The 22,870-nt window shown below is 72.7% G+C and carries 17 protein-coding genes; 7 read left to right on the plus strand and 10 right to left on the minus strand.

The genetic code is table 11. The features are described 5' to 3' along the window. Positions 1 to 161: 161 nt before the first annotated feature. On the plus strand, positions 162 to 485 hold the full coding sequence (locus FYX01_RS11600) for a hypothetical protein (RefSeq protein ID WP_190394277.1): 324 nt from the start codon (positions 162 to 164) through the stop codon (positions 483 to 485). Between the two features lie 54 nt (positions 486 to 539). On the opposite strand, the gene FYX01_RS11605 is transcribed toward FYX01_RS11600, so the two are convergent. The 3 genes from FYX01_RS11605 to FYX01_RS11615 all read right to left on the minus strand — a co-directional run bounded on the left by FYX01_RS11605 (position 540) and on the right by FYX01_RS11615 (position 4,524). Continuing rightward, positions 540 to 1,109: a hemerythrin domain-containing protein gene (locus FYX01_RS11605; protein WP_190394278.1), complete on the minus strand. Its 570-nt coding sequence runs from the start codon at positions 1,107 to 1,109 to the stop codon at positions 540 to 542. Between the two features lie 197 nt (positions 1,110 to 1,306). Then, entirely contained in the window at positions 1,307 to 2,464 is a 1,158-nt protein-coding gene (gene xylA / locus FYX01_RS11610; protein WP_150240458.1) for a xylose isomerase, read from the minus strand. Between the two features lie 56 nt (positions 2,465 to 2,520). After that, entirely contained in the window at positions 2,521 to 4,524 is a 2,004-nt protein-coding gene (locus FYX01_RS11615; RefSeq protein WP_150240460.1) for a beta-galactosidase, read from the minus strand. Positions 4,525 to 4,607: 83 nt separating this feature from the next. On the opposite strand from FYX01_RS11615, the gene FYX01_RS11620 reads away from it, so the two are divergent. Together FYX01_RS11620 and FYX01_RS11625 are read left to right on the plus strand one after the other, a co-directional pair. Continuing rightward, positions 4,608 to 6,869 (plus strand): glycosyl hydrolase family 95 catalytic domain-containing protein, encoded by a 2,262-nt coding sequence (locus FYX01_RS11620; protein ID WP_150240463.1) that lies wholly within the window; start codon positions 4,608 to 4,610, stop codon positions 6,867 to 6,869. Between the two features lie 144 nt (positions 6,870 to 7,013). After that, the gene (locus FYX01_RS11625; RefSeq protein ID WP_150240465.1) at positions 7,014 to 9,743 is read left to right on the plus strand and encodes a cellulose binding domain-containing protein; all 2,730 of its coding nucleotides are present in this window, start codon (positions 7,014 to 7,016) and stop codon (positions 9,741 to 9,743) included. Between the two features lie 45 nt (positions 9,744 to 9,788). On the opposite strand, the gene FYX01_RS11630 is transcribed toward FYX01_RS11625, so the two are convergent. Next, the gene (locus FYX01_RS11630) at positions 9,789 to 11,060 is read right to left on the minus strand and encodes a Bcr/CflA family efflux MFS transporter (protein WP_150240467.1); all 1,272 of its coding nucleotides are present in this window, start codon (positions 11,058 to 11,060) and stop codon (positions 9,789 to 9,791) included. Positions 11,061 to 11,130: 70 nt separating this feature from the next. On the opposite strand from FYX01_RS11630, the gene FYX01_RS11635 reads away from it, so the two are divergent. Then, entirely contained in the window at positions 11,131 to 11,610 is a 480-nt protein-coding gene (locus FYX01_RS11635; RefSeq protein WP_150240469.1) for a MarR family winged helix-turn-helix transcriptional regulator, read from the plus strand. 165 nt (positions 11,611 to 11,775) lie between these two features. On the opposite strand, the gene FYX01_RS11640 is transcribed toward FYX01_RS11635, so the two are convergent. The 3 genes from FYX01_RS11640 to FYX01_RS11650 are packed head-to-tail and all read right to left on the minus strand — an operon-like array spanning position 11,776 to position 15,381. After that, a complete protein-coding gene (locus tag FYX01_RS11640) occupies positions 11,776 to 12,690 on the minus strand; it encodes a carbohydrate ABC transporter permease (protein ID WP_150240472.1) in 915 nt (304 codons plus the stop codon). Then, positions 12,687 to 13,724: an ABC transporter permease gene (locus FYX01_RS11645; RefSeq protein WP_150240474.1), complete on the minus strand. Its 1,038-nt coding sequence runs from the start codon at positions 13,722 to 13,724 to the stop codon at positions 12,687 to 12,689. Before FYX01_RS11645 ends, FYX01_RS11640 begins: the two co-directional genes overlap by 4 nt. Next, positions 13,717 to 15,381 (minus strand): extracellular solute-binding protein, encoded by a 1,665-nt coding sequence (locus FYX01_RS11650; protein WP_150240476.1) that lies wholly within the window; start codon positions 15,379 to 15,381, stop codon positions 13,717 to 13,719. The genes FYX01_RS11645 and FYX01_RS11650 overlap by 8 nt, the downstream gene beginning before the upstream one ends. A 198-nt stretch (positions 15,382 to 15,579) precedes the next feature. Here FYX01_RS11650 and FYX01_RS11655 point away from each other — a divergent pair, with 198 nt between their 5' ends. Continuing rightward, complete coding sequence (locus tag FYX01_RS11655) at positions 15,580 to 18,414, plus strand: glycoside hydrolase family 3 protein (protein WP_150240478.1); 2,835 nt, start codon at positions 15,580 to 15,582, stop codon at positions 18,412 to 18,414. 8 nt (positions 18,415 to 18,422) lie between these two features. Here FYX01_RS11655 and FYX01_RS11660 read toward each other — a convergent pair whose 3' ends face one another. Continuing rightward, positions 18,423 to 19,691: an ROK family transcriptional regulator gene (locus tag FYX01_RS11660; protein ID WP_150240480.1), complete on the minus strand. Its 1,269-nt coding sequence runs from the start codon at positions 19,689 to 19,691 to the stop codon at positions 18,423 to 18,425. A gap of 293 nt (positions 19,692 to 19,984) precedes the next feature. Between FYX01_RS11660 and FYX01_RS11665 the strand changes: the two genes are divergently transcribed. Then, the gene (locus tag FYX01_RS11665; protein WP_150240482.1) at positions 19,985 to 20,455 is read left to right on the plus strand and encodes an NUDIX hydrolase; all 471 of its coding nucleotides are present in this window, start codon (positions 19,985 to 19,987) and stop codon (positions 20,453 to 20,455) included. A gap of 145 nt (positions 20,456 to 20,600) precedes the next feature. Then, positions 20,601 to 20,861: a DUF6504 family protein gene (locus FYX01_RS11670; protein ID WP_150240484.1), complete on the plus strand. Its 261-nt coding sequence runs from the start codon at positions 20,601 to 20,603 to the stop codon at positions 20,859 to 20,861. A gap of 92 nt (positions 20,862 to 20,953) precedes the next feature. On the opposite strand, the gene FYX01_RS11675 is transcribed toward FYX01_RS11670, so the two are convergent. Further along, positions 20,954 to 21,886, minus strand: coding sequence for a M48 family metallopeptidase (locus FYX01_RS11675; RefSeq protein WP_150240486.1), 933 nt, complete (start codon positions 21,884 to 21,886; stop codon positions 20,954 to 20,956). 236 nt (positions 21,887 to 22,122) lie between these two features. Then, positions 22,123 to 22,860: a DivIVA domain-containing protein gene (locus tag FYX01_RS11680; RefSeq protein WP_150240488.1), complete on the minus strand. Its 738-nt coding sequence runs from the start codon at positions 22,858 to 22,860 to the stop codon at positions 22,123 to 22,125. Positions 22,861 to 22,870: the final 10 nt, after the last annotated feature.

Below are 22,870 nucleotides of genomic sequence, written 5' to 3' on the forward strand. Positions count from 1 at the left end.
CACCCTTCTGGTGTACGTGACGGCCCCGTCGGGCAGCTGCCCGACGGGGCCGTTTCACGTCCGGTGCCCGCGAACCCCGAGGACGGGCGAGGCGGCCGACCAGAGCCCGTGCTCCGGCCCGGCGGCCCCACCGTCTCCGCAACGGCGGAGGAGAACCCGCTGTGGGCACACCCGCCAGAAACCGGGGGGCTCCCGGGGCGCGTGGTCGGGGCCGGACCCCTCACCGGGGCGCCCGCGCCCGACGGCACCGCGGCCCGGACCGAGGCGGCGGTGACCACCTGTCCGACGGGACCGCCTACCGCAACGCCCCGCTGCGCGACACCACCGGCCGCGGCAGGCCCGCGGGGCACGTGCACACGCCGGTCCCGCGGTTCGGTACGGCCGACGGGGAAGTCATCACCGACGAGGTCTCCGAACGCGACCGAGCGGGCACCGCCGGCCAGGTCCAGGCCATCGTCCCGGAAGCCGTCGCCGTACGTCCGTGACCTGCGCCGCCCGCGCCCCCGGGGACGCGGGAGCCCGCGGGCCGGGGCCGCCGGTCAGCCGCGCCTGGCCTTCTGCACGGCCTCGGCGAGCTCGTCCTTGTCCATCTTGGAGCGGTCCCTGATGTCCAGCCGCTCGGCCTCCTCGTAGAGCTCCCGCTGCTTGGGGATCTGACCCGGGCCGACCCCGAAGCGCCGCATCTCCTGCTCGCGCCGCTCGGAGAAGGCCCTGCCCAGCTCCTGCACGCGCTTCTCGCTGACGGCGTCCCTGAGAGCGGGCAGGACCTCGCTCTCCTCCTCGTCGACGTGGTGCTTGACCGCGTCGACGAACTCACGGCACCGCTCGTCGAACTCCCCGCTGTTCGGGTCGCAGTCCTTCAGCCGCCGCAGCAGCTCCTCGGCCTCGTGGTGCTCCTCCGTGCTGTGCTGGACCTGCGCCCTCTCACCGGACGCCTCGGCCGTGGCCGGGTAGACCTCGTCCTCCTCGGCACGGCTGTGCGCGGTGAGCATGGCCTCGATCTCGTCCAGCAGGCGCGGCCGCTGGTCGGGCTCGGACTGGAGCCGGTCGAACAGCTCCTCCATCCTGCGGTGGTCCTGGGTGATCAGAGTGATGGCGTCGTCGGCCATGTTCGCCTCCGAGTCGGTAGTGGCACTGGCGATCACCGCCACTACCCACCGGCCCGGTGTTCAGACGTCGCCCCGCCCGGCTCCCGCTTCCTTGACCTGGACTTGGTCCGCACCGTGTCCCGGGCCTCGCGAGGTGCCCGGGACACGGTGCGGGACCGCCCGCCGGCCGGCCCCGCCCGGAGTGGTGGGACCCGGCGTCAGCGCACGCCGAAGAGGTGGTCCAGGGCGAGCTGGTCCAGGCGCTCGAAGTGGTAGCCGCGCTCGCCGACCTCGGCCAGGTCGATCTCCTCGGCCAGCAGGTCGGACAGGGACTCGCCCCGGCCCAGCGTGGACTCGGACAGCTCGGGCACGCGCGACGCGGCGAGCGCCTCCGCCACCTCGGGGTCGGCGCGGAAGGCCTTCGCCTTCTCCCTCAGGATGAGGTAGTTGCGCATGCAGGCCGAAGCCGACTCCCACACGCCGCTCATGTCCTCGGACCGGGGCGTCTTGAAGTCGAAGTGGCGGGGGCCGTCGTAGCCCGCGCTCTCCAGCAGGTCGACCAGGAAGAACGCCTCCTTGACGTCACCGGCGCCGAAGCGCAGGTCCTGGTCGTACTTGATCCCGCGCTGCCCGTTGAGGTCGATGTGGAAGAGCTTGCCCGCCCACAGCGCCTGGGCGACGCCGTGCGCGAAGTTCAGCCCGGCCATCTGTTCGTGGCCGACCTCCGGGTTGACCCCGACCATCTCGGGGTGCTCCAGCTCGTTGATGAAGGCCAGGGCGTGCCCGACCGTGGGCAGCAGGATGTCGCCGCGCGGCTCGTTGGGCTTGGGCTCGATGGCGAACCGCAGGTCGTAGCCCTGCTCGCGCACGTAGCCGCACAGGATGTCGAAGGCCTCGCGCAGCCGGTCCAGGGCGGCGGCGTCGTTCTTGCCCGCCTCGGTCTCGGCGCCGTCCTGGCCGCCCCAGCACACGTACGTCCTCGCGCCCATCGACACCGCCAGGTCGATGTTGCGGATGACCTTGCGGATGGCGTAACGGCGCACGTCGCGGCTGTTGGAGGTGAACCCGCCGTCGCGGAACACCGGGTGCGAGAACAGGTTGGTGGTCGCCATCGGCACCGTGAGGCCGGTCTCCTCCAGGGCCGCGCGGAACCGCTTGAGGATGGCCTCGCGGTCGGTGTCCGAGCTACCGGGCGGGATGAGGTCGTCGTCGTGGAAGGTGACGCCGGACGCGCCGAGGTCGGCCAGGCGGCGCACCGCGTCCGCTCCGTCGAGCGGGGGCCGCACGGGCTCGCCGAAGGTGTTCACCCCGCGCCACCCCACGGTCCACAGGCCGAAGGTGAACCTGTCCGCGGGTACGGGCCGGTAGTCGTTCATGATCGTGTCTCCTGAGGTAGGCGCGGGACTCCGCATTAGTTTGTCTAGTTCCCCAACTAATTGTCAACGGGGTGGCCGCGCAGGACCGCGACCCCGCCTCCGGGCAGGGCCATCCCCTCCGCGGAGGCACCCGACACCAGGTCACGCGCCCCCGAGTCCAGCCCGAACCGCGTCGGGTCGATCCGCCGCGGCCGGTTGTCGTGGTTGGTGACGAACACCCACGCCCCGTCCCGGTCCACGCGCCGCACCACGTCCAGCCCCGGCTCGGGGAAAGGACCCGTCCCCGCCGCCTCCGCCAGCAGCCGGGCCAGTCCCCGGTCCGTCAGCCGCGCCGACAGGTACCAGGCCTCGCCCGCGCCGTGGCGCCGCCGGGTCGCCGCCGGGAGTCCGTCCAGCGGCCCGCCCGCGTAGTGCGCCACCGCCTCGGCCCCCGCCAGGTGGACGTGCTCGCTCCACAGCGTCACCTCCTCCCGCACCGACCCCAGGTCCATGCCCACCGACTCACCGTGCGGCAGCGGGTACACCTCCTCCACCCGCACCCCCAGCAGGTCCCTCAGCGCACCCGGGTAACCACCGGTGCGCACGGTCCCGTCCGGGTCGGCGACCCCGCTCAGGAAGGTCACCACCAGGGTCCCGCCGTCCTCGGTGTAGCGGGCCAGCCGCTCGGCCGCCCCGTCCGACAGCAGGTACAGCGCGGGCACCACCAGCAGCGGCACCCGGGGCAGGTCCCGGTCGGGGCGCACCATGTCCACCGTGCGCCCCGACCGCCACAGGACCCGGTGCGCCTGGCGCGTCGCCTCCAGGTAGTCCACGCCCCGCGAGGGCAGCGACGGGCTGCCCAGCGCCCACCAGCACTCCGGGTCCCAGGTGAGGGCCGCGTCGGCGACCACGTCGGCGTCGCGCACCTCCGACACCCGGGGCAGCAGGCGCCCCAGTTCGCACACCTCGCGGAACACCCGCGAGTCCGGCCCGGCGTGCGGCACCATCCCCGAGTGCCACTGCTCGGCCCCGCCCCGCGAGGCCCGCCACTGGAAGAACATCGCCCCCCGTGAGCCCCGGGCCACGTGCGCCAGGCTGTGCCGCACGGTCTCGCCCGGGGCCTTGGGCCGGGTGGCCTCGCCGGTGTAGGTCACCCCGGCCGCCTGCTCCATCAGCACCCACGGCCGCCCCGGGCCGGGCACCCGCTCCGCCCACGAGCGCGCCAGGTCGGCCGAGAAGGCGGTCTGCTCGGCCCCGTCCGCGCCCGTGCGGTCCGGGTAGTCGTCCACGGCGACCAGGTCCACGTGCTCGGCCCACCGCCACGGGTCCACCGGGACCCAGTCGCCGAACGCCAGGTTGGTCGTGACCGGAACGTCCGGGCGCACGGCGCGCAACACGTCGCGCTGGGACAGGAAGTGGTCGAGCATCGCGTCGGACAGGAACCGGCGAAAGTCCAACACGTGCGCCGGATTGGGCAGGTACTGGGTGGCGCGCGGCGGCTGGACCTGCTCCCACTCCGAGTAGTACTGGCTCCAGAACGCCGTCGTCCACGCCGTGTTGAGCCGGTCCAGGTCGCCGTGGCGCCCGCGCAGCCAGTCGCGGAAGGCACGGGCGGTGTGCTCGGAGTGGGACCACGTCCCGTACTCGTTGTGCACGTGCCACATCCGCAGCGCCGGGTGGGAGGCGTACCGCTCGGCCAGGGCCCGGGCGATCCGGACGGAGGCCTTCCGGTAGGCCGGAGCGCACACGTCGTAGGTGTCGCGGCTGCCGTGGGTGAGCCGGGTGCCGTCGGCGGTCACCGGCATCGCGTCGGGGTGGGCGAGGCCGAACCACGGCGGAGGAGAGGCGGTCGGGGTGGCCAGCGCGACCCCGATCCCGTTCTCACCCAGCCGGTCCATCACACGGTCCAGCCAGTCGAACCGGTACTCGCCCTCCCCCGGTTCGAGGAGGGACCAGGAGAAGACGCCGACCGTCACGAGGTTGACCCCGGCGCGGCGCATCAGCTCCACGTCCTCCGCCTGGACATCCTCCGGCCACTGCTCCGGGTTGTAGTCGCCGCCGAACCAGAGCGGAGAGGGCATGGAGACTCCTTCTAGTTTGATGTGTGCGCCAACAAAGTAGGGCGAAAACCCTTTCGGCAACACCCCCCATGCGAGGAGCGCACATGCCCGAAGCACGACAGGTCCGCACCCGTCACCCCGTCGGGGACTGGGAGGACGCGCTGGTCACCGGCAACGGGCGCCAGGGGGCGCTCGTGCACGGGACGGCCGACAGGCTCCGAGTCACCCTCAGCCACGAGAGACTCTTCCTTCCCGTCGCCGAGTCGCTGCCCGCACCCGGGACCGCGCACCTCCTGCCCGAGCTGAGAGGGCTCCTGCGCCGGGGCCGCTCCCGGGCCGCGGCCGAGCGGATCGTGGAGGCGGCCGCCGAGGAGCACCCGGGCTACGCCGACACCCGGTGGATCGATCCCCTGGTGGGGGCCGCCGTGCTCTCCTTCGCACCGCTCGACCCCCGAGGGGGGCCGGTCACGCGCACCTGCGACCTGGACTCGGGACTGGTCACCGAGGACCTGCCGGACGGGACCGCGCACCGGGTCTTCGCCTCCCGTGCCGACGACGCGGTGGTCGCCGAGATCGCCTCACCGACCGGCCTGGACGGGCGGTTGCGGCTCACCCTCCTGGAGGAGCGCCCGCCGGTCCCGCTCGCGGTGGACTCCGGGGCCGGCCCCGGCCTGCTCATCCTGCGGGTCGGTTTCCCCGACCGTCCGCCCGGCACCCTGCCCGGGTACACGGTGACCTGCGCCGTCACCGCGGAGGGAGGGCGGGTGCGAGCCGACGGCGCCGGACTGGAGCTCCGGGGGGTCAGCAGGCTCCGGATCGTGGCCCGCGTACGGGTGGGCGCCCCGAGGGCGGTGGACGGCCCCGCGCAGGAAACGCCCTCCGACGGAAGCGGTTCCGTGGCCGCCTTCGACGGAATGCTCGGCCGCCACCGGGCGGTACACGGCGAACTCATGTCCCGGTTCCGGCTGGAACTGGACGGAGGCCCCGGATCCGCCCACGGCGTCCTGGGCGAGGACCTCCTGGCGGCCGGATCCACCCCCGGCCTGGTCGCCCGGCTGGTCGACGCCGGACGGTACGCGATCGTCTCCAGCTGCGGCGACCTGCCGCCCACCCTCCAGGGGGTGTGGAGCGGCACGTACGACCCCCCGTGGCGGTCGGGGTACACCTTCGACGGCAACCTGCCCTCCGCCGTCGCGGCGCTGCACGCCACCGGCACGCCCGAGCTGATGGGCGGCCTGTTCGACCTGCTCGACGGCATGGCCGGAGACCTCGCCGAGAACGCACGGAGGCTCTACGGCTGCCGGGGCGCCCTGCTGCCCCCGCACGCCTCCACCTCCGGACGGCACAACCACTTCGGCCCCGAGTGGTGCCTGACCTGCTGGACCGCCGGTGCGGCGTGGATGTCCCGCCTGTACTGGGACCACTACTCCTACACCCGCGACCGCGCGTTCCTGCGCGAGCGCGCACTGCCCTTCCTCACCGCCGCCGCCGAGTTCCATGAGGACTTCCTCACCGACGAGGGCTTCTCCCCCTCCTACTCACCCGAGAACACCCCGGGCGACGGCGACGGGCAGGCCGCCGTCAACGCCACCATGGACGTGGCCGCCGTGCGCGACCTGGTCCGCAACCTGGTGCGGGCGCACCACGTCCTGGGCGAGCCCGGCGCCCGCCGCTGGACCCGGCTGGGGGCGCGGCTGCCCGGCTACCGGATCGCCGAGAACGGCGAACTCGCCGAATGGGCGGGCCCGGCCGGACCGGTCGGGCAGACCGAGCGGCACGGCCACCGGCACGCCTCCCACCTCTATCCGCTCTGGTACGAGGCCGACCCCGCGTTCGCCTCGCCCCGGCCGCGCGCGGCGGCGGTCGCCGCCGTACGCGCCCGCCTGGACTGGTGGCGCGGCCAGGAGTCCGACGAGATGGCCTTCGGCCTGGTCCAGCTGGGCCTGGCGGCGGCCAACCTCGGCCTGGCCGCCGAGGCGCACGAGATCCTGGCGCTGCTGGCCACCCGCTACTGGCGGCCCACCCTGGTACCCACCCACAACCGGGGCAGCCTGTTCAACGTGGACATCGGCGGCGGATTCCCGGCGGTCGTGGCGGCGATGCTGGCCGGATCCGGCGAGGGACGCCTGGACCTGCTGCCCGCCCTGCCCCGGGAGTGGCCCTCCGGCCGTGTGGAGGGGCTGCGGGCGCGCGGCGGGGTCGTCGTGGAGCACCTGGAGTGGTCCGGCGGCCGGGCGTCGGCGCGGCTGAGGTCGGTGGAGCCCCGCCGGACGCTGGTCGGTCTGCCCGACGGAACCCGGCGGCGGGTGTCCCTGGTGCCGGACCGGGCGGTGTTCCTGCGATTCCGACTGGTTACCGTTCAGTAGTCGAAGCGCTTCGAAATTTCTCGCACAACACCCCTTGCCGCGCCGTTAGTCGGCTACTCAGACTAATGAGGAATTCGCGTCCGCCCCGGGAGCCCGGATTTCCCGGGGCGGACGTACCCCCCCGATTTCCCAAGGAGCCCGCACATGCCTCCCGAACGACAACGGCGCCCCAGACGTGGGTGGGGAGCGTCCGCGCTCGCCCTCGCGGCGGCCACGGCGCTGGCCGCCTCCACCGTCGCGCTCACCTCCACGGCCGGTGCGGCACCCGCGGAGCCGTCGACCGCGCAGAGCGCCTACGAGTGGGACAACGTCCGGATCAACGGTGGCGGCTTCGTCCCCGGCATCGTCTTCAGCGAGACCGAGCCCGGACTCGCCTACGCCCGCACCGACATCGGCGGCGCCTACCGCTGGAACCCCGACACAGAACGCTGGATCCCGCTGCTCGACTGGGTCGGCTGGGACGACTGGGGCTACACGGGCGTCGTCAGCATCGCCACCGACCCCGTCGACCCCGACCGCGTGTACGCGGCCGTGGGCACCTACACCAACGACTGGGACCCCGAGAACGGGGCCATCCTGCGCTCCGAAGACCGGGGCGAGACCTGGGACGTCACCGAGCTGCCCTTCAAGCTCGGCGGCAACATGCCCGGCCGCGGCCTCGGCGAGCGCCTGGCCGTGGACCCCAACGACAACAGCGTCGTCTACTTCGGCGCGCGCGGCGGCCACGGCCTGTGGCGCAGCACCGACCACGGCGCCACCTGGGCCGAGGTGGAGGCGTTCCCCAACCCCGGCGACTACGTCCAGGACCCGAGTGACGAGACGGGCATGATGTCCGACGTCACCGGCGTGACCTGGGTGGACTTCGATCCCCGCAGCGGTGGGGACGGTTCGGTCACGCAGGACGTCTACGTCGGCGTCGCCGACCTGGAGGACCCGGTCCACCGCAGCCAGGACGGCGGGCGGACCTGGGAGTCCGTCCCCGGCGCGCCCACCGGCCACCTGCCCGCGCACTCGGTCGTGGACCACGAGGGCGGCCAGCTCTACATGGCCACCACCAGCACCCCGGGGCCCTACGACGGCGACTCCGGAGACGTGTGGCGCATGGACCTGGCGACGGGGGAGTGGACCAACGTCAGCCCCGTCCCCTCCAGCTCCGAGGACAACTACTTCGGCTACGGCGGCCTGACCATCGACCGGCAGGACCCGGACACCCTGATGGTCGCCACCCAGATCTCCTGGTGGCCCGACATCCAGATCTACCGCAGTACCGACCGCGGTGAGACCTGGACCCAGGCGTGGGAGTACAGCTCCTACCCCGAACGCGACAAGCGCTACGAGATGGACATCTCCGCCGCGCCCTGGCTGGACTTCGGCGGCGGCGGGACGCCCCCCGAGACCCAGCCCAAGCTCGGCTGGATGACGCAGGCGATGGCGATCGACCCGTTCGACTCCGACCGCTTCATGTACGGCACGGGCGCCACCGTCTACGGCAGCGACAACCTCACCAACTGGGACGCCGACACCACCTTCGACATCGAGGTCAAGGTGCGGGGCCTGGAGGAGACGGCCGTCAACGACCTGATCAGTCCTCCCGAGGGCGCTCCCCTGCACTCGGCGCTGCTCGACGTCGGCGGCTTCACCCACCAGGACCTGGACACCGCCCCCGACCAGATGTACCAGCAGCCCTACTGGGGCCACGGGACCAGCCTGGACTTCGCCGAGCTGGCGCCCGCGACCATCGCACGGGTCGGCGGCAGCGACGAGGAGGCCGCCATCGGCCTGTCCACCGACGGCGGTGACAGCTGGTGGGCCGGGCAGGAGCCCGCCGGGGTGACCGACGGCGGAACGGTCGCGGTGGGCGCCGACGGCTCGGCCGTCGTGTGGAGCCCCGACGGCACCGGCGTCCACGTCTCCACCACCACGGGCTCCTCGTGGACCGCCTCCACCGGCGTCCCCGACGGCGCGCGGGTGGAGGCCGACCGGGTGGACCCGGACGTGTTCTACGCGGTCTCCGGTGGCACGTTCTACACCAGCACCGACGGCGGGGCCACCTTCGCGGCGCGCTTCGACGGGCTTCCGGCCGAGGGCAACATCCGTTTCGGCGCGGTGCCCGGCCACACCGGTGACGTGTGGGTCGCCGGGGGCACCGGGGACCACTACGGCATGTGGCGGTCCACGGACGCCGGAGCCACCTTCCAGCGGATCAAGTCCGTGGACGAGGGCGACGCGGTCGGCTTCGGCGCGCCCGCGCCGGGCGCCGACTACCCGGCGGTCTACACCAGTTCGAGGATCGACGGCGTGCGCGGGATCTTCCGCTCCGACGACGCGGGCCAGAGCTGGGTGCGGCTCAACGACGACCAGCACCAGTGGGGCTGGACGGGATCGGTCGTCACCGGCGACCCGAACGTCTACGGCCGGGTCTACGTCGGTACCAACGGGCGCGGCATCGTCCACGGCGACCTGGTGGGCGGGACCGACCCCGACCCGTCACCGGACCCGACGGAGGACCCGAGCGGGGACCCCGACCCCTCGCCCTCCCCGGACCCGGAGCCCGGACCGGATGACTGCGGGGTCGAGTACGGCGTCGACAACACGTGGACCGGCGGATTCCAGGCCGGGGTGACGGTCACCAACACCGGCACGGAGGACCTGGACGGCTGGGAGGTCGGCTGGGAGTTCACGGCCGGCGAGGAGGTCACCAGCCTCTGGAACGGCTCCCACACGCAGGACGGCGCCTCCGTGCGGGTCACCGACTCCGGGTGGAACGCCCGGATCGCCCCCGGCGACTCGGTGCGGATCGGCTTCAACGGCGTCGTCGACGGCGAGCCCGCGGACCCGACCGGACTCACCCTGAACGGTCAGGCCTGCGACTGAGGCCCTGACGGGGGCGAGGGCCGGGAACCGCGCGGTTCCCGGCCCTCAGCCACGTCCGCGTGCGCCCCCGGACGGCCGCGCCGCCAGGAGGAACGCGCCGATCGCGAGGGCACCCGCGGCCAGCATGACCACGGCCATCGGGGCGGCGGTGTGCTCTCCGCCCAGACCCACCAGCGGGGTGACGGCGGCGGCAAGGCCGAACTGGAGGGCGCCCATCAGCGCCGACGCACTGCCGCCCGCGCGGGGGACGGCCGCCATGGCCAGCGCCGTGGCGTTGCCCATGACCAGGCCGATGCTCGCCACCGACACGAGCATGGACAGCGCCAGCCACCCGACGGGTGCTCCGGTGGCGACGAGCAGCCCGGTGCCGACACAGCCGACCATGGACAGCACCAGTCCGGCGCCCAGGAGGCCGCGCACCGAGCGGGTGGCCGCCAGACGGGCCGACAGGGCGCTCACGGCCGACAGAGCCAGGGCGTTGGCCCCGAACGCCGCGCCGTACATCGCCGCGTCCAGCCCCATCATGGCCTGGTACACGAACGGTGAGGCCGAGATGTAGGACATCATCACCGCGAACGCGAAGCCGAAGGTGAGCGCGTACGCCAGGAAGGTGCGGGAACCCAGCCCGGAGGGCGCCGAGTGCCGCGTCGCCGACCGGTCGGGCCCCGCCGACCGCTCCCGTGCCTTGGACCGCGCCGCCACCGGACGGGATTCGGGTACGGCCAGGAGCACCGCGGCCAGCATCGCCACGGAGAGGGCGAGCACGATGCCCAGCAGTCCCCGCCAACCCAGCGGACCCAGCAGGAGCCCGCCGAGCACGGGCCCCACGACCGGGGCCACGCCGAGCACGATCATCATGAGGCTGAAGGCGCGTGCGGCGGTCTTCCCCCGCGCGAGGTCGGAGACGATCGCACGGCCGATCACCATCCCGGCGGCGCCGCCCACTCCCTGGACCAGCCGGGCCGCGACCAGCACTCCGGCGGTCGGGGCGAGGGCCGCCACCGCGCCCGCCACCACGCACAGCACCGCGCCCGCGATGAGCGGCCACCGCCGCCCGAAGCGGTCCGACAGCGGGCCGAAGACCAGGTGCCCGGCGGTCAGTCCGACGAGGAAGGTGGTCAGGGTCGCCTGGATCGCGGTGGAACTCGCGGACAGGTCCTCCGTCATGGCGGGGAAGGCGGGCAGGTACAGGTCCATGGCCAGCGGGGCCACGGCCGAGAGCAGGCCGAGGACCAGGAGCAGGCCGGTACCGATCCGGCCGGTGCCGCCGATGTCGGGTGGCGCCTCGCGGGGGTGGCTCCGTGCGGTGTCGTGCATGGTGGGTCGTTGCCTCGTCCTAGTGATTATTGAAAGATAATTATCGCTTCATCATAGTTACACTGGGCGGGTGACACCACATGACGACGATCACGACGATCACGACGAGCTGCTGGCCGACCTCGCCCACGCCGTCCAGGACCTGGCGCGGGAGCTCAAACGCGGCGACGAGTCCGGCATCACCCCGCTCACTGGCACGCAGGTGACGGTGCTGCGCTACCTGGACAGCCACCCCGGGGCCCGGCCCGCGGCCGTCGCCGAGGCCCTCGGCCTCCAGCGCAGCAATCTGAGCGCGGCGCTGCGCGTACTCCAGAAGGAGGGTCTGGTCCGCCGCGAGGCCGATTCCGAGGACGCCCGCGTGAGTCGGCTCCACCTCACGGACCGGGCGGACGAGAACATTCGCCGCCTGGGCGTGATGTGGTCGCGGCGGCTGGCAGCCGTGGCCGGGGGACGGCGGCGGGACCGGATCGCGGACGCCGCGGACCTGGTCGACGATCTCGCGCGCGCACTGCGCTCGAACGGTGCGGACCCCCGGCCGGACCCGTCCTGAACGGGCGGGCACGCGGCCCGGGCGGTCACCGTCGGAGACCGCGGGGACATCTGCGGACAGGATCCGCGACCGGTCCCGCCCCCCGGGCGCCCTGGGACCGCACGCACGGAGCCGCCCTCCCGGGCACAGGCCGGGAGGGCGGCTCCGCGCAGTGGGAACAGGCGGTCAGCCCTTCACGGCGCCGATGATGACGCCCTTGGTGAAGTGCTTCTGCACCAGCGGGTAGATGAACGTGACCGGTACCAGCGCCACCACCACGATGGCCATCTGGATGGCCAGGTTGGGCGCCGACGCGGTCCCTCCCTGCACCGCGTTGCCGATCACCGAACTCGAACTGAGCTGCTGGCCCTGCTGCACGTACTGGCGCAGCACCAGTTGCAGCGGCCACTTGGCGTTGTCGTTGATGTAGAGGATGGCGTTGAAGAAGGCGTTCCAGTAGCCCACCGCGTAGAACAGGCCGACGACCGCGGTGACGCCCTTGGACATGGGCAGGACCAGCCGGGTCAGGATGGTCCACTCGTTCGCCCCGTCCACGCGGGCGCTGTCGCCGATCTCCTGGGGCAGGTTCATGAAGAACGCCCGCATCACCACCAGGTTGAACGCGTTCACCGCCGTCGGCAGGATCAGCGACCAGTAGCTGTCGATCATCCCGAGGTCGCTGACCAGCAGGTACAGCGGGATCATCCCCGGGGCGAACAGGAAGGTCAGCAGCACCGCGAACAGCAGGGGCCGGTGCCACAGCGATCCCGGCTGGGACAGCCCGTACGCGGCCAGGATGGTCGCCACCAGGCTGACCAGCGTTCCCACCGCGGTGACCCCCAGGCTGACCAGGACGGCCCGGGTCACCACGCCTCCGCTGAACAGGTCGGCGTAGGCCTGGAAGGAGATCCCCTGCGGGATCAGCACCAGGCCGCCCGCGCTGTTCACCGCCGAGGCGGGGGACAGGCTGGTCAGGATCACGACGTAGAGGGGGAAGACGATGACGACCGCGATGGCGGCCAGCGTGGTGCTCTTCGCCGCGTACGCGGGAAGGCTCGGGCGCTCCGCCCAGACGGGGCGGTCCTTGAACAGTGTGCTCATGCTCGTCGGTAGATTCCGTGTTCGCCCATCTTGTGGGCCAGCTTGTTGGCCAGCAGGATGAGGACCAGTCCGACCACGCCCTTGACCAGGCCCGCGACCGCCCCCGCGCTGAAGTTCCCCGTCACCAGGGTCTGGTGGTAGATGAAGGTGTCCAGGACCTCCGACACGTTCGAGCCGAACGCGTCCCGCTGCAGGTAGAACTGCTCGAACCCGACGTTGAGGATGTCACCGAGCTTGAGGATGAGCAGCAGGATGATCACCGGCCGCAGGCCCGGCAGGGTGATGTGCCACATCCGCCGCCACCGCCCGGCACCGTCCACGGCGGCGGACTCGTAGAGGTTCTGGTTCACGGCCGCCAGCGCCGCGAGGAAGATGATCGTCCCCCACCCGGCGTCCTTCCAGATCATCTGGGAGGTGACCACGAACAGGAACGCGTCCGGGTCGGTCATGATCTCCAGCGGCGCGTGCCCGTTCTGCCGCAGCATCTGCGAGAACAGTCCGGCGCCGCCCAGGATCTGCTGGAAGAGGGTGACGACCAGGACCCACGAGAAGAAGTGCGGCATGTACACGATGCTCTGGAGCACCAGCCGCAGCCTCGGGGAGAGGACGCTGTCCAGCAGGATGGCCAGGGCGATGGGGATGGGGAAGAAGAACACCAGCTGGACGGCGGCGATCATCAGGGTGTTGCCGACCGCGCTCCAGAAGCGGGGGTCGGTGAACAGCCGCTCGAACTGGGTCAGTCCCACCCACGGGCTCCCCAGCACGCCGTCCCAGGGGTTGTAGTTCTGGAAGGCGATGATGTTGCCGAGGGTCGGCGTGTAGTGGAACACCGCCAGCAGCCCGATCGCCGGGAGCGTCATCAGCAGCAGCTGCCAGTCACGGCGCAGCCTGGCCGGGAGCGGGGGCCTGGAGCGCACCGGGGCGCGTCCGCCCCGGTGATCGGGGACGACCGGGGGCCGCCCCCGGCCACCGCGCCCACGGGACGCGGGGGACGGGGGCGGCGTCTTGCTCGGGGTCGCGGTCCGTTCAGTCACGTCCGTGCTCCTGGAGGACCTCCATGTAGAACTCCCGGCCCTCGTCGCCGCCGTCGCGGCGCCAGTTGGCGATGGCCTCGTCCAGTGCCCCGAGGCCCTCGCGGCCCCGGATGATGTCCTCCACCTTGTCGGTCATGGGGGTCTCGGCCGCGGAGAAGCGTTCGGGGCGCTGGATGCGGATGCCCGCGAACGGGTCCTCCTCGGTGAACCGCGCGGCGTGGTTGTACCAGTCGCACTTCCACCGCACGAAGTCCGGGTACTGGCTCTCGGTGACCGCCTGGGGGCGCCCGCTCAGGAAGTAGTAGCCGTCGTTGACCTCGGCGTTGCCCGTGTCGGTGAGCTGGGGGGCGCCGTTGTCGTCGCGCTCGTGGTGGACGCCCTCCTCGCCGTAGCGGTAGTCCATGTACTCCTGCGTCCCGAACGGCGCGGCGCAGAAGTCGAGGATGCCGAGGATCTCCTCGACCTGTTCCGGCTCCATGCCCTTGCGCACGAACACGGACTGGCCGGAGGGGTCGCTGCGGTGCATGACGGGGTCGTTGCCGCCGTCGCCGAAGACCGGCATCAGGTCCAGGCGGAAGTCGGGGTTCTCGCCGAGCATCTGCATGTAGGCCTCGTGCCAGGCACCGATACCGTCCTGGTTGAAGACGATCTGTCCGGAGTTGAGTAGCTCCTTGGCGTTGTCGCCGTGGGCGACGATGTCGGGGTGGACCAGTCCGGCGTCGAACACCTTGCGCATGTACTCGATGCTGGCCCTCCACTCGTCGGTCTCGAACATGTGGATGAGCTCGCCGCCCTCGTAGCGCCACTGCTTGGGCGCGCCGAAGACCTGGCGCATGCTGAGGTTGAAGTCGCCGAACGCCCAGCGGTTGTTGTCGGGGTCGTTGACCTCCTCGCCGATCGCGAAGAGGTCGTCGGGGCTGGCGGGCGGCTCGATGCCGTACTCCTCCAGGAGGTCGCGCCGGTACAGGACCCAGTTGCCGAAGGGCTCGGAGGGCCAGGGCACGCCGTGGAGCCGCTGGTTGAAGACGTTCCACCGCCAGGCGTCGCTGTCCAGGTTGGCGAGCAGGGGGTAGGCCCGCGCCGCGTCACCGGCCAGGTGGGGGGTCAGGTCCTCGAAGAGCTCGCCGACGGCCCGGTTGAACTGCGGGATCAGGTTGATGACCCAGTCGGGGATCATCGTGATGTCGGCGACGTCGCGTCCGGCGATCACCGCGTTCATCTTGTCGATGACCGTGTTGCCGTCCTGGAAGTTGAACTCGACCGTGGCGCCGAGGCGTCCGTTGACGTGGTCGAAGAAGGAGTTGTCGCCCAGGCCGGGCGGGATCGGGCCCCACAGGGGCGTCATCGCCGTGTACCGCCCGCCCCTGCCGGGAGGTTCGGACATGGCCCGGATGAAGTTCTCGGGGTAGGCGGTGAACCCGTCCGGGGCGCCGTGCTGTCCCTTGATGTCGGGGGTGACCCCCTCGAACGGGATGCGGGTGGGGATCAGGTCGTCCAGCGAGCTGGCGTCGGAGGCGGATCCGCCACCGCCGCCGTCGCCCGACCCCGGCCCGCAGCCGGAGAGGGCGCCCGCGGTGATCGCGGCGGTGGTGGAGGCACCCACCAGGCCGAGGAAGCGGCGCCGGCGTATCGCCGGGCGCAGGGGGTGGGAAGGCATAGCGTCGTTCCTTCGGTAGGCCAGGCCGCAGCCCAGGGGGGTAGGAAACGAAGGGCCATTTTGCTATGAATTAGTTGGCCGTTTGGACAAACAAATTACTCCACTGTGAAGTAGCACACAAGGCCCTCCGGTATCGAAGTCGAAGCGGTTCGATTTTCAAGGACAATACCCCCCGCGGACGAGAGGCGAACACCCCCCATGACCAGCCAGACGCCGGTACCGCCCTACCGGAACCCCGACCTGCCGGACGAGCACCGCCTGGACGACCTGCTCGGGAGCCTCACCACCGAGGAGAAGATCGGCCTGCTCCACCAGCACCAGGCCCCCGTCGAACGCCTCGGCCTCGGGCCCTTCCGCACCGGGACCGAGGCCCTGCACGGACTGGCCTGGCTCGGACCGGCCACCGTCTACCCGCAGGCCGTCGGCCTGGCCAGTACCTGGGACCCGGACCTGGTCCGCCGCGTCGGCCGGGCCACCGCCGACGAGGTACTCGCCCGGCTGGACGCGGGCGCCGGACGCAACGTCTGGGCTCCCGTGGTCAACCCGCTGCGCGATCCCCGGTGGGGCCGCAACGAGGAGGGCTACTCCGAGGACCCCTGGTTGACCGGCCTCCTGGCCACCGCCCACGCCCGCGGGCTGGCGGGTGAGGGCCCGCGCCTGCGCACCGCGCCCACCCTCAAGCACTTCCTCGCCTACAACAACGAGGAGGACCGCTGCACCACCTCCAGCGACCTGCCGCCGCGCGTCCTGCGCGAGTACGAGCTGGAGGCCTTCCTGCCCGCCCTGGCCGACGGGGCGGCCGTGGCCGTCATGCCCTCCTACAACCTGGTCAACGGGCGGCCCGCGCACCTGAGCCCGCTGATCGACGACGTGCTGCGCCGAGCCGCACCCGACCACATCCTGGTGGTCAGCGACGCCTACGCCCCCGCCAACCTCACCGAGACGCAGCGCTTCCACCCCGACCTGCCCACCGCCTACGCGCACGCCGTCCGGGCCGGGCTCGACAGCTTCACCCAGGACGACGACCGTACAGAGGCCACCCTCGGGCACGTGGGCGAGGCGCTGCGGCGGGGACTGCTCACCGAGGCCGACATCGACCGCGCCGCGCGCCGCGCTCTGTCGATCCGCCTCCGCCTGGGCGAGTTCGACCCCGGGACCGGAGGCGGGGACCTGTTGGCCGGTGACGGCTCGGCCGGGACCACCACGGACGGGGGAGCCCTCGACACCCCCGAGCACCGGGCGCTGGCCCGTGAGGCGGCCACCCGCTCCCTCGTGCTGCTGCGCGACGAGGGGACGCTGCCGCTGCGCGGCGTGCGCCGGGTCGCCGTCATCGGCCAGCTCGGCGACACCGTGCTGGAGGACTGGTACAGCGGCACACTGCCCTACTCCGTCACCGCGCGGGCCGGGATCGCCGAACGCGTCGAGACCGTGTTCTGCGAGGGGGCCGACCGCGTACACCTGAGCTCGTCCGGCCGGAGCGTGGTCGTCGAACCGGGAGAGGGAGAGCCGCTGCGGCTGGAGGGCACGCTCCACGACGCCGGGGGAAGCGCGTTCGACCTCCTGGACTGGGGAGGCGGGGCACTCGTGCTGCGTTCGGCGAGGACGGGCAGGTACCTGGACGAGGGCCCGGACGGCACCCTGGTCTGCACCGCCCCCGGTCCCGGTACCTGGGAGGTGCGCCAGACCTTCCGCCTGGAGGAGGTGGAGCCGGAGCGGTTCGCCCTGGCGCAGATCCACACCGGGCGCCACGTCCGCGTCGGCGGCGACGGCACCACCCTCGTGCTGGCCGAGGGAGCCGACCACGCCGTGCCCTTCGCGATCCGGGGCCTGGGCACCGGCGCCGACGAGGCCGCGCGGGTGGCCGCCACCGCCGACGCCGCGGTGGTCGTCCTGGGCGACCACCCCATGGTCAACGGGCGCGAGACCGAGGACCGGACCGACCTGGACCTGCCCGCCGCCCAGGAGCGTGTGCTGCGCGCCGTGCGCGGGGCCAACCCGGCCACCGTCCTGGTGCTCAGCAGCGGCTACCCGTTCGGGATCACGTGGGCCGACGAACACGTTCCGGCCATCCTGTGGTCGGCGCACGGCGGCCAGGAGTACGGGCACGCGCTCGCCGACGTGCTGTTCGGCGACGCGGAGCCCGCCGGACGGCTCACCCAGACCTGGTACCGGTCCGCCGACGACCTGCCCGGGATGCTCGACTACGACATCATCGGCGCGCGCGGCACCTACCTGTACTTCGAGGGGGAGCCGCTCTACCCGTTCGGGCACGGCCTCGGTTACACGCGGGTCGAGTACGCGGCGCCGGCGGTCGTGGTGGAGGGCGGACGGGTCACCGTCACGGTCATGGTCGCCAACACCGGGACGCGGCCCGCCGAGGAGGTGGTGCAGGTGTACACCCGCCAGCTGGCCTCGCGGGTGCGGACCCCGCTGCGGGCGCTGCGCGGGTTCGCCCGGGTGCGCGTGGAGCCGGGGGGCAGCGCCGTGGCCACGGTGTCGTTCGACGTGGACCGGCTCGCCCTGTGGGACACCACACGGGACCGCTTCGTGGTGGAGGAGGCGCCGCGCGAGGTGCTCGTCGGGCGCTCGGCGACCGACATCCGCGCCACCGCCGCCCTGGAGGTGCCCGGCGAGGTCATTCCGCCCCGCGACGCGCTCACCCCGTGGTCGGCGGCGGGCTACGACGGCGCCCGGGACACCTCGCTGTGCCCGCTCACCCCGGAGCGGGGCGACGCCGTGCGCTCACGCGGGGAGGGCGCGTGGGCGGCCTTCCACGGCGTCGACCTCGGCGACGGGGTCACCGGATGCCGTCTGGAGGTGAACGCCGAGCACGCCTGCGTGCTCCGGCTGCGCCTGGACGACCCCGAGGACGGGCCGACCGCCGCCGTCGTCGACGTTCCGGCGGGCAAGGACGGCTACGACTTCACCGAGGTCGGTGCGGCCGTCACCGGCGCCCGGGGGGTCCGCGACCTCTACCTGGTCTTCGACCGGCCGGGCGCGGCCGTCGCGAGCCTGGGGTTCACCCGCGGCTGACGGGGGGTTCAGGCGGGGTCCGGGGCGGTGGGGACGGCCGTGGTCCGGGGCTCGGGCAGGGGCAGCAGCCCCGCGTCGAGCGAGTGGATCATCGCGGTGGCCCCGCCCCGGGCCGCCGCGCTCAGCCCCAGGGACGACAGCTCCACCCGGCAGCCGCCCGCCTCCGGGGCGAAGGAGCTCGCCACCGCCTCCGCCCGGCAGTTCGGCAGCAGCCACGGACCCATGGGCACGAAGTAGCCGCCCAGCACCACCAGGCCCGGGTTGGTGACGTTGACGAGCATGGCCAGGCCCCGGCCCAGCCATGTGCCCGCCCGTTCCAGCGCGCCCACGGCCGTCTCGTCGCCGCCGCGGGCGCGCTCCACCGCCGCCTCCACCAGCCGGGCGATGTCGTCGCCCGAGAGCGGGCGGTCCGGGACCCGGTCGGGGACGGCCCCGCGCAGGATCGCCCCGATCCCGGCCAGTGCCTCCATGCACCCCCGCCGCCCGCACGCGCACTCCGGCCCGTCCGGGGCCAGCGACAGGTGGCCCACCTCGCCCGCGAACCCGCTGGAGCCGCGCAGCGGCTCTCCGCCGACCAGCAGTCCGCCGCCGATGCCCACCTCGCCGGTCAGGTACACCAGGTCGGCCGTACCCGCGAACGAGCCCACCCTGTACTCGGCCACCGCGCCCAGGTTCGCGTCGTTGTCCACACGCACCGGGACGCCCTCCATCCCGGCCTCGCCCAGCAGCTCCGACAGCAGTGCGCGCAGCGGTACGTCGCGCCAGCCCAGGTTGGGCGCGTGGGTCACCGTCCCGTCGTCGATCAGCGCCGGGACGGCCACGCTCACACCCACCACGGTGCGCCCGCTCAGCCCCGGGTCCGCCGCCATCGTGCTCAGGGTGTGCGCGATGTGCCGCGCGCACTCTCCGGCCCCGGCCGAACGGGCGTCGAAGGGGACGTGGCGGCTGACCAGCTCGCGCTGGAGCAGGTCCACGGCGACCACCGACAGGTAGTCCACGTTGACCTCCAGGCCGACCGCCGCGATCGAGGAGTCGTCCAGGGCCAGCAGCACCCCGGGGCGGCCCACCCGCTGCTGGGAGTTGCGTCCCGTCTCCCGGACCAGCCCGCGCGCCATGAGGTCGGCGACCAGGCTGGACACCGTGGTCTTGTTCAACCCCGTGGCCGAGGCGACCGCCGACCGCGAGCAGGGGGACAGTTCGCGGACCGTGCGCAGCACGACCCCCAGGTTCGTCTCGCGAACCCTCTGGAAACTCACCGTTCCCGAACCGACCGTCACCTGGTCCCCCTCGTCCTGCCCGACGCGGCACACTGTGTCCGGATCGTACAAGGGTGCCCGGGCACGTTCCGAAAAGCGGTTGTGCCCTCCCCGGGCCCTCTGGTGGGATCCGGAGCATGGTGCCCCACGACGTCTTCCGCGACCAGCCCGTCCTCACCGGGACGAGGGTCCGACTCGAGGGGCTACGGCACCGAGGCCACCGACCTGGTCCTGGAGTACGCCGAACTGCGCGCCGCCCGGAACCGGTAGCGGGTTCCCGGCCCGTCGGCCGCACAGCGGTTAGTCTCGGGCCCATGCCCGTTCCTGACTTCCTCCTCGCACTGCGCCGCCACGTCGGACACGGACTCCTGCCCCTCGTGGGCGTGACGGCGGTGGTGATCGGGGAGGAGGGAGAGGTCCTGCTGCACCGGCGCGCCGACGACGGCCGCTGGTCCACACCCGGCGGCATCCTGGAGCCGGAGGAGGAACCCGCCCGGGCCGTGGTCCGGGAGGTCCGTGAGGAGACCGGCGTGGAGGTCGAGGTGGAGCGGCTCGTCAGCGTGCTCGCCCAGGCTCCCTTCACCTACCCCAACGGCGACCGGGCGCAGTTCCTCGACCTGGCCTTCCGCTGCCGCCCCGTGGGCGGTGCCCCCGACACCAGCGGCGACGAGTCCCTGGAGGTGCGCTGGTTCCCCCCGGACGCACTGCCGGACATGCACCAGCGCATCCTCGACCGGATCGGGTACGCCCGTGAGGACCGTCCCGGCCCCTTCTACGTGACCTGACCCGGTCCCGGCCGACACGCCGGCCGAGGGTCCACCACCCGCCGCGCCGCCTGCCCCTAGGGTGTTCCGCGACCGCCGGAACCGTAGGAACCCGGCCTTCCGTGACCTTTGACTTTCTCGAACACGAGTTCGATAGGCTGCCCGCGTGAGTCTTCTGAACGAACAGATCGACGTCCGCTCCACCGAGGGCGGGAGTCCCGTGCGGTTCACCTGGCGCGGCCGCACCTTCCGGGTGCGCAGGATCATCGGCGACTGGCCCGCGCGCCCCGAGGCGCCCGGTACCTCCGCCAACCGGGTCCGCATGCTCCGCGTCTCGGCCGAGTCCGACGCCGGTGAGCCCAGCATCGTCGACATCTCCCGCGACGCCGGGGCCGACCGCTGGACCATGCGCCGCCAGTGGAACTAGCCGTGCCTCTCCGGATGATCTTGCCCCTACTGGCGTTCTCGACCGTCGACACCGCCAGTAGGGGCAAGATCATCGCTGTTGGGAGCCGGCCGCTAGAGGAAGATCCTGCCGCGCCGGGTGCGGTCGCGCAGGGCGGCCATCCGGCGGGTGTTGCCGGGGCGCCGGGCCAGCAGGTGGTACAGCAGCAGCGAGAAGCCCCGGTCGGTGCGCGCCCGGTCCGCCATCTCGCCCATGTTGACCCGCGTGTACAGGTGGCCGCCCCCGGCGGTGATCCGCGCGGCGTGCGCCCCCTCGGGGACGTGCGCGTAGGCGTGGTTGTCGGCCGTGTACTCCATGGCCCGCGACAGTGCCGCTCCCAGGCCGGGGACCAGGTCCGCTCCCAGGGCCGCGGTCCTTCGCCAGAAGCCGGTGTGCCCGGCGGCCACGTGCCCCAGCTGGTGCGCGACCAGGAAGGCCAGCGCCCGGGGATCGCGGATCCTGCCGTCCGGACCGAACAACTCGTCCGACAGCACCAGGTACCGGCGCAACCCGTGCCCGGCGGCGTCCGCCTCCCGGTACCGGCCTCCCACCCGCACGTACACCTCCGGGGTCCGGGACAGCCCCATGCCGGCGGCCAGTGACACCACGGTCCGGTACACCTCGGGGAACTGGGTGGGCGAGATCTTCACCGACTCCGCCCTTCGCCGCGCGTACGACAGCCCCCGCGCCTTCCAGTGCGCGGCGGTCACCGCGGCCGGGGCGGCGGCCGCCCACACCCACGACCCCGTCGCGGACCACACCGTGTGGACCAGCCCGGCGGCCATCAGCAGGGTCACGCCCACGCACACGGCCAGCAGCGGCGCCTCCCACGGGTGCGCGGGCGCCGGGACGACCTCCTCGTCGGCGTCGAGCGCGTACAGTTCCCCGGAGTAACCGGGCGGAAGGTGACGATGGCCCGCTCCCGGGCCGGATGCCGCGGGACAGCCGGGCGCATCGTGGATCGAACCGGCGGTGGCACGCCCCTCCGGCGGCGTCACATGGGACATCCTGCCTCCCCTCGGGTCGCTGCGGTCTGCGGGACGGCGGGGGATGACTACTTTCTGTGTCCGAATATTACTTTCCGCTTTCCCGGGGATGGGGTTGGCGCGCGACGGCGTGTCCGAAACCCGGTCCCGTCCACCAGGCGGGATCCGGTGCGCCGTCACCAGCAGAGCGCTCCCGGTGCCGAGGACCCTCTGGCCCCATCAGCCGCACAGGGTGACCAAGGCGGCCGTGGCGACAGTCAGCGCGGCTGCTCGTACTGGTGCATCTCCTCGGCGAGCACGTCCAGAAAGCGGTCCACCTGTGCCGGGTCGTACCCCGGCCGCGCCCGCGTGGTGGCGAACTGGACCCGCTCCACCTCGGCGGCGGTGAGGGTCGCCCGATCCGGACGCCCCTGCTGGAGCATGGCCAGCGTGAACTCGGCGCGGTCCAGGAAGTCGTCGACCTCCTGCTCGTTGTAACCCGTGGTCAGCCGGGTCGTGGCGAACTGCTGCTCCCGGATGTCCTCGGGCGTCATCCCGGAACGCCGTGGCGGCCGGGACGGCTGGTCGGGCAGCCCCGTCGCGTGACGCTGCTGTGGTTCGTCCGGCTGGCGGCCGTGTGCCCGCGGGAGGGCGCCCCGGCCACCGGGACCGCCCGGACCGCCCGCGGACCTGGGCGGCAGGGGCGGCGACTGTTGCCGGCCGTTGGAGCGCCCGAGCCCGCGTCCGGCCAGGTCGGCGACCACGATGTCGAGGAAGTCGTCGACCTCGTCCTCGCGGTACCCCGGGCTCAGCCTCGTGGTGCGGAACCGCGCGTTGCGCACCTCGTCGGCCGTGATGAGGGGGCCGGTGCGCGGCCCGCCCTCCAGGGCGACGAGCGTCGCCTCGACCCGGTCGAGGAGTTCGTCGACGTCCTCCTCGTTGTAACCCGGGCGCAGACGCACCGTGTGGAACTTCTTTTCGCGGATGTCCGCCGGTGTCAGAGGCATGGTCCCCATTGTGCAGTTC

This window comes from Nocardiopsis quinghaiensis (genome assembly GCF_008638365.1).
GTDB lineage: Bacteria > Actinomycetota > Actinomycetes > Streptosporangiales > Streptosporangiaceae > Nocardiopsis > Nocardiopsis quinghaiensis.

Excerpts from the sequence above, each read along its gene's own strand:
- FYX01_RS11605 (WP_190394278.1), bottom strand. The coding sequence starts at position 1,109 with ATGGCCGACGACGCCATCACTCTGATCACCCAGGACCACCGCAGGATG.
- xylA (WP_150240458.1), bottom strand. The coding sequence starts at position 2,464 with ATGAACGACTACCGGCCCGTACCCGCGGACAGGTTCACCTTCGGCCTG.
- FYX01_RS11615 (WP_150240460.1), bottom strand. The coding sequence starts at position 4,524 with ATGCCCTCTCCGCTCTGGTTCGGCGGCGACTACAACCCGGAGCAGTGG.
- FYX01_RS11620 (WP_150240463.1), top strand. The coding sequence starts at position 4,608 with ATGCCCGAAGCACGACAGGTCCGCACCCGTCACCCCGTCGGGGACTGG.
- FYX01_RS11625 (WP_150240465.1), top strand. The coding sequence starts at position 7,014 with ATGCCTCCCGAACGACAACGGCGCCCCAGACGTGGGTGGGGAGCGTCC.
- FYX01_RS11630 (WP_150240467.1), bottom strand. The coding sequence starts at position 11,060 with ATGCACGACACCGCACGGAGCCACCCCCGCGAGGCGCCACCCGACATC.
- FYX01_RS11640 (WP_150240472.1), bottom strand. The coding sequence starts at position 12,690 with ATGAGCACACTGTTCAAGGACCGCCCCGTCTGGGCGGAGCGCCCGAGC.
- FYX01_RS11650 (WP_150240476.1), bottom strand. The coding sequence starts at position 15,381 with ATGCCTTCCCACCCCCTGCGCCCGGCGATACGCCGGCGCCGCTTCCTC.
- FYX01_RS11655 (WP_150240478.1), top strand. The coding sequence starts at position 15,580 with ATGACCAGCCAGACGCCGGTACCGCCCTACCGGAACCCCGACCTGCCG.
- FYX01_RS11665 (WP_150240482.1), top strand. The coding sequence starts at position 19,985 with ATGCCCGTTCCTGACTTCCTCCTCGCACTGCGCCGCCACGTCGGACAC.
- FYX01_RS11675 (WP_150240486.1), bottom strand. The coding sequence starts at position 21,886 with ATGTCCCATGTGACGCCGCCGGAGGGGCGTGCCACCGCCGGTTCGATC.
- FYX01_RS11680 (WP_150240488.1), bottom strand. The coding sequence starts at position 22,860 with ATGGGGACCATGCCTCTGACACCGGCGGACATCCGCGAAAAGAAGTTC.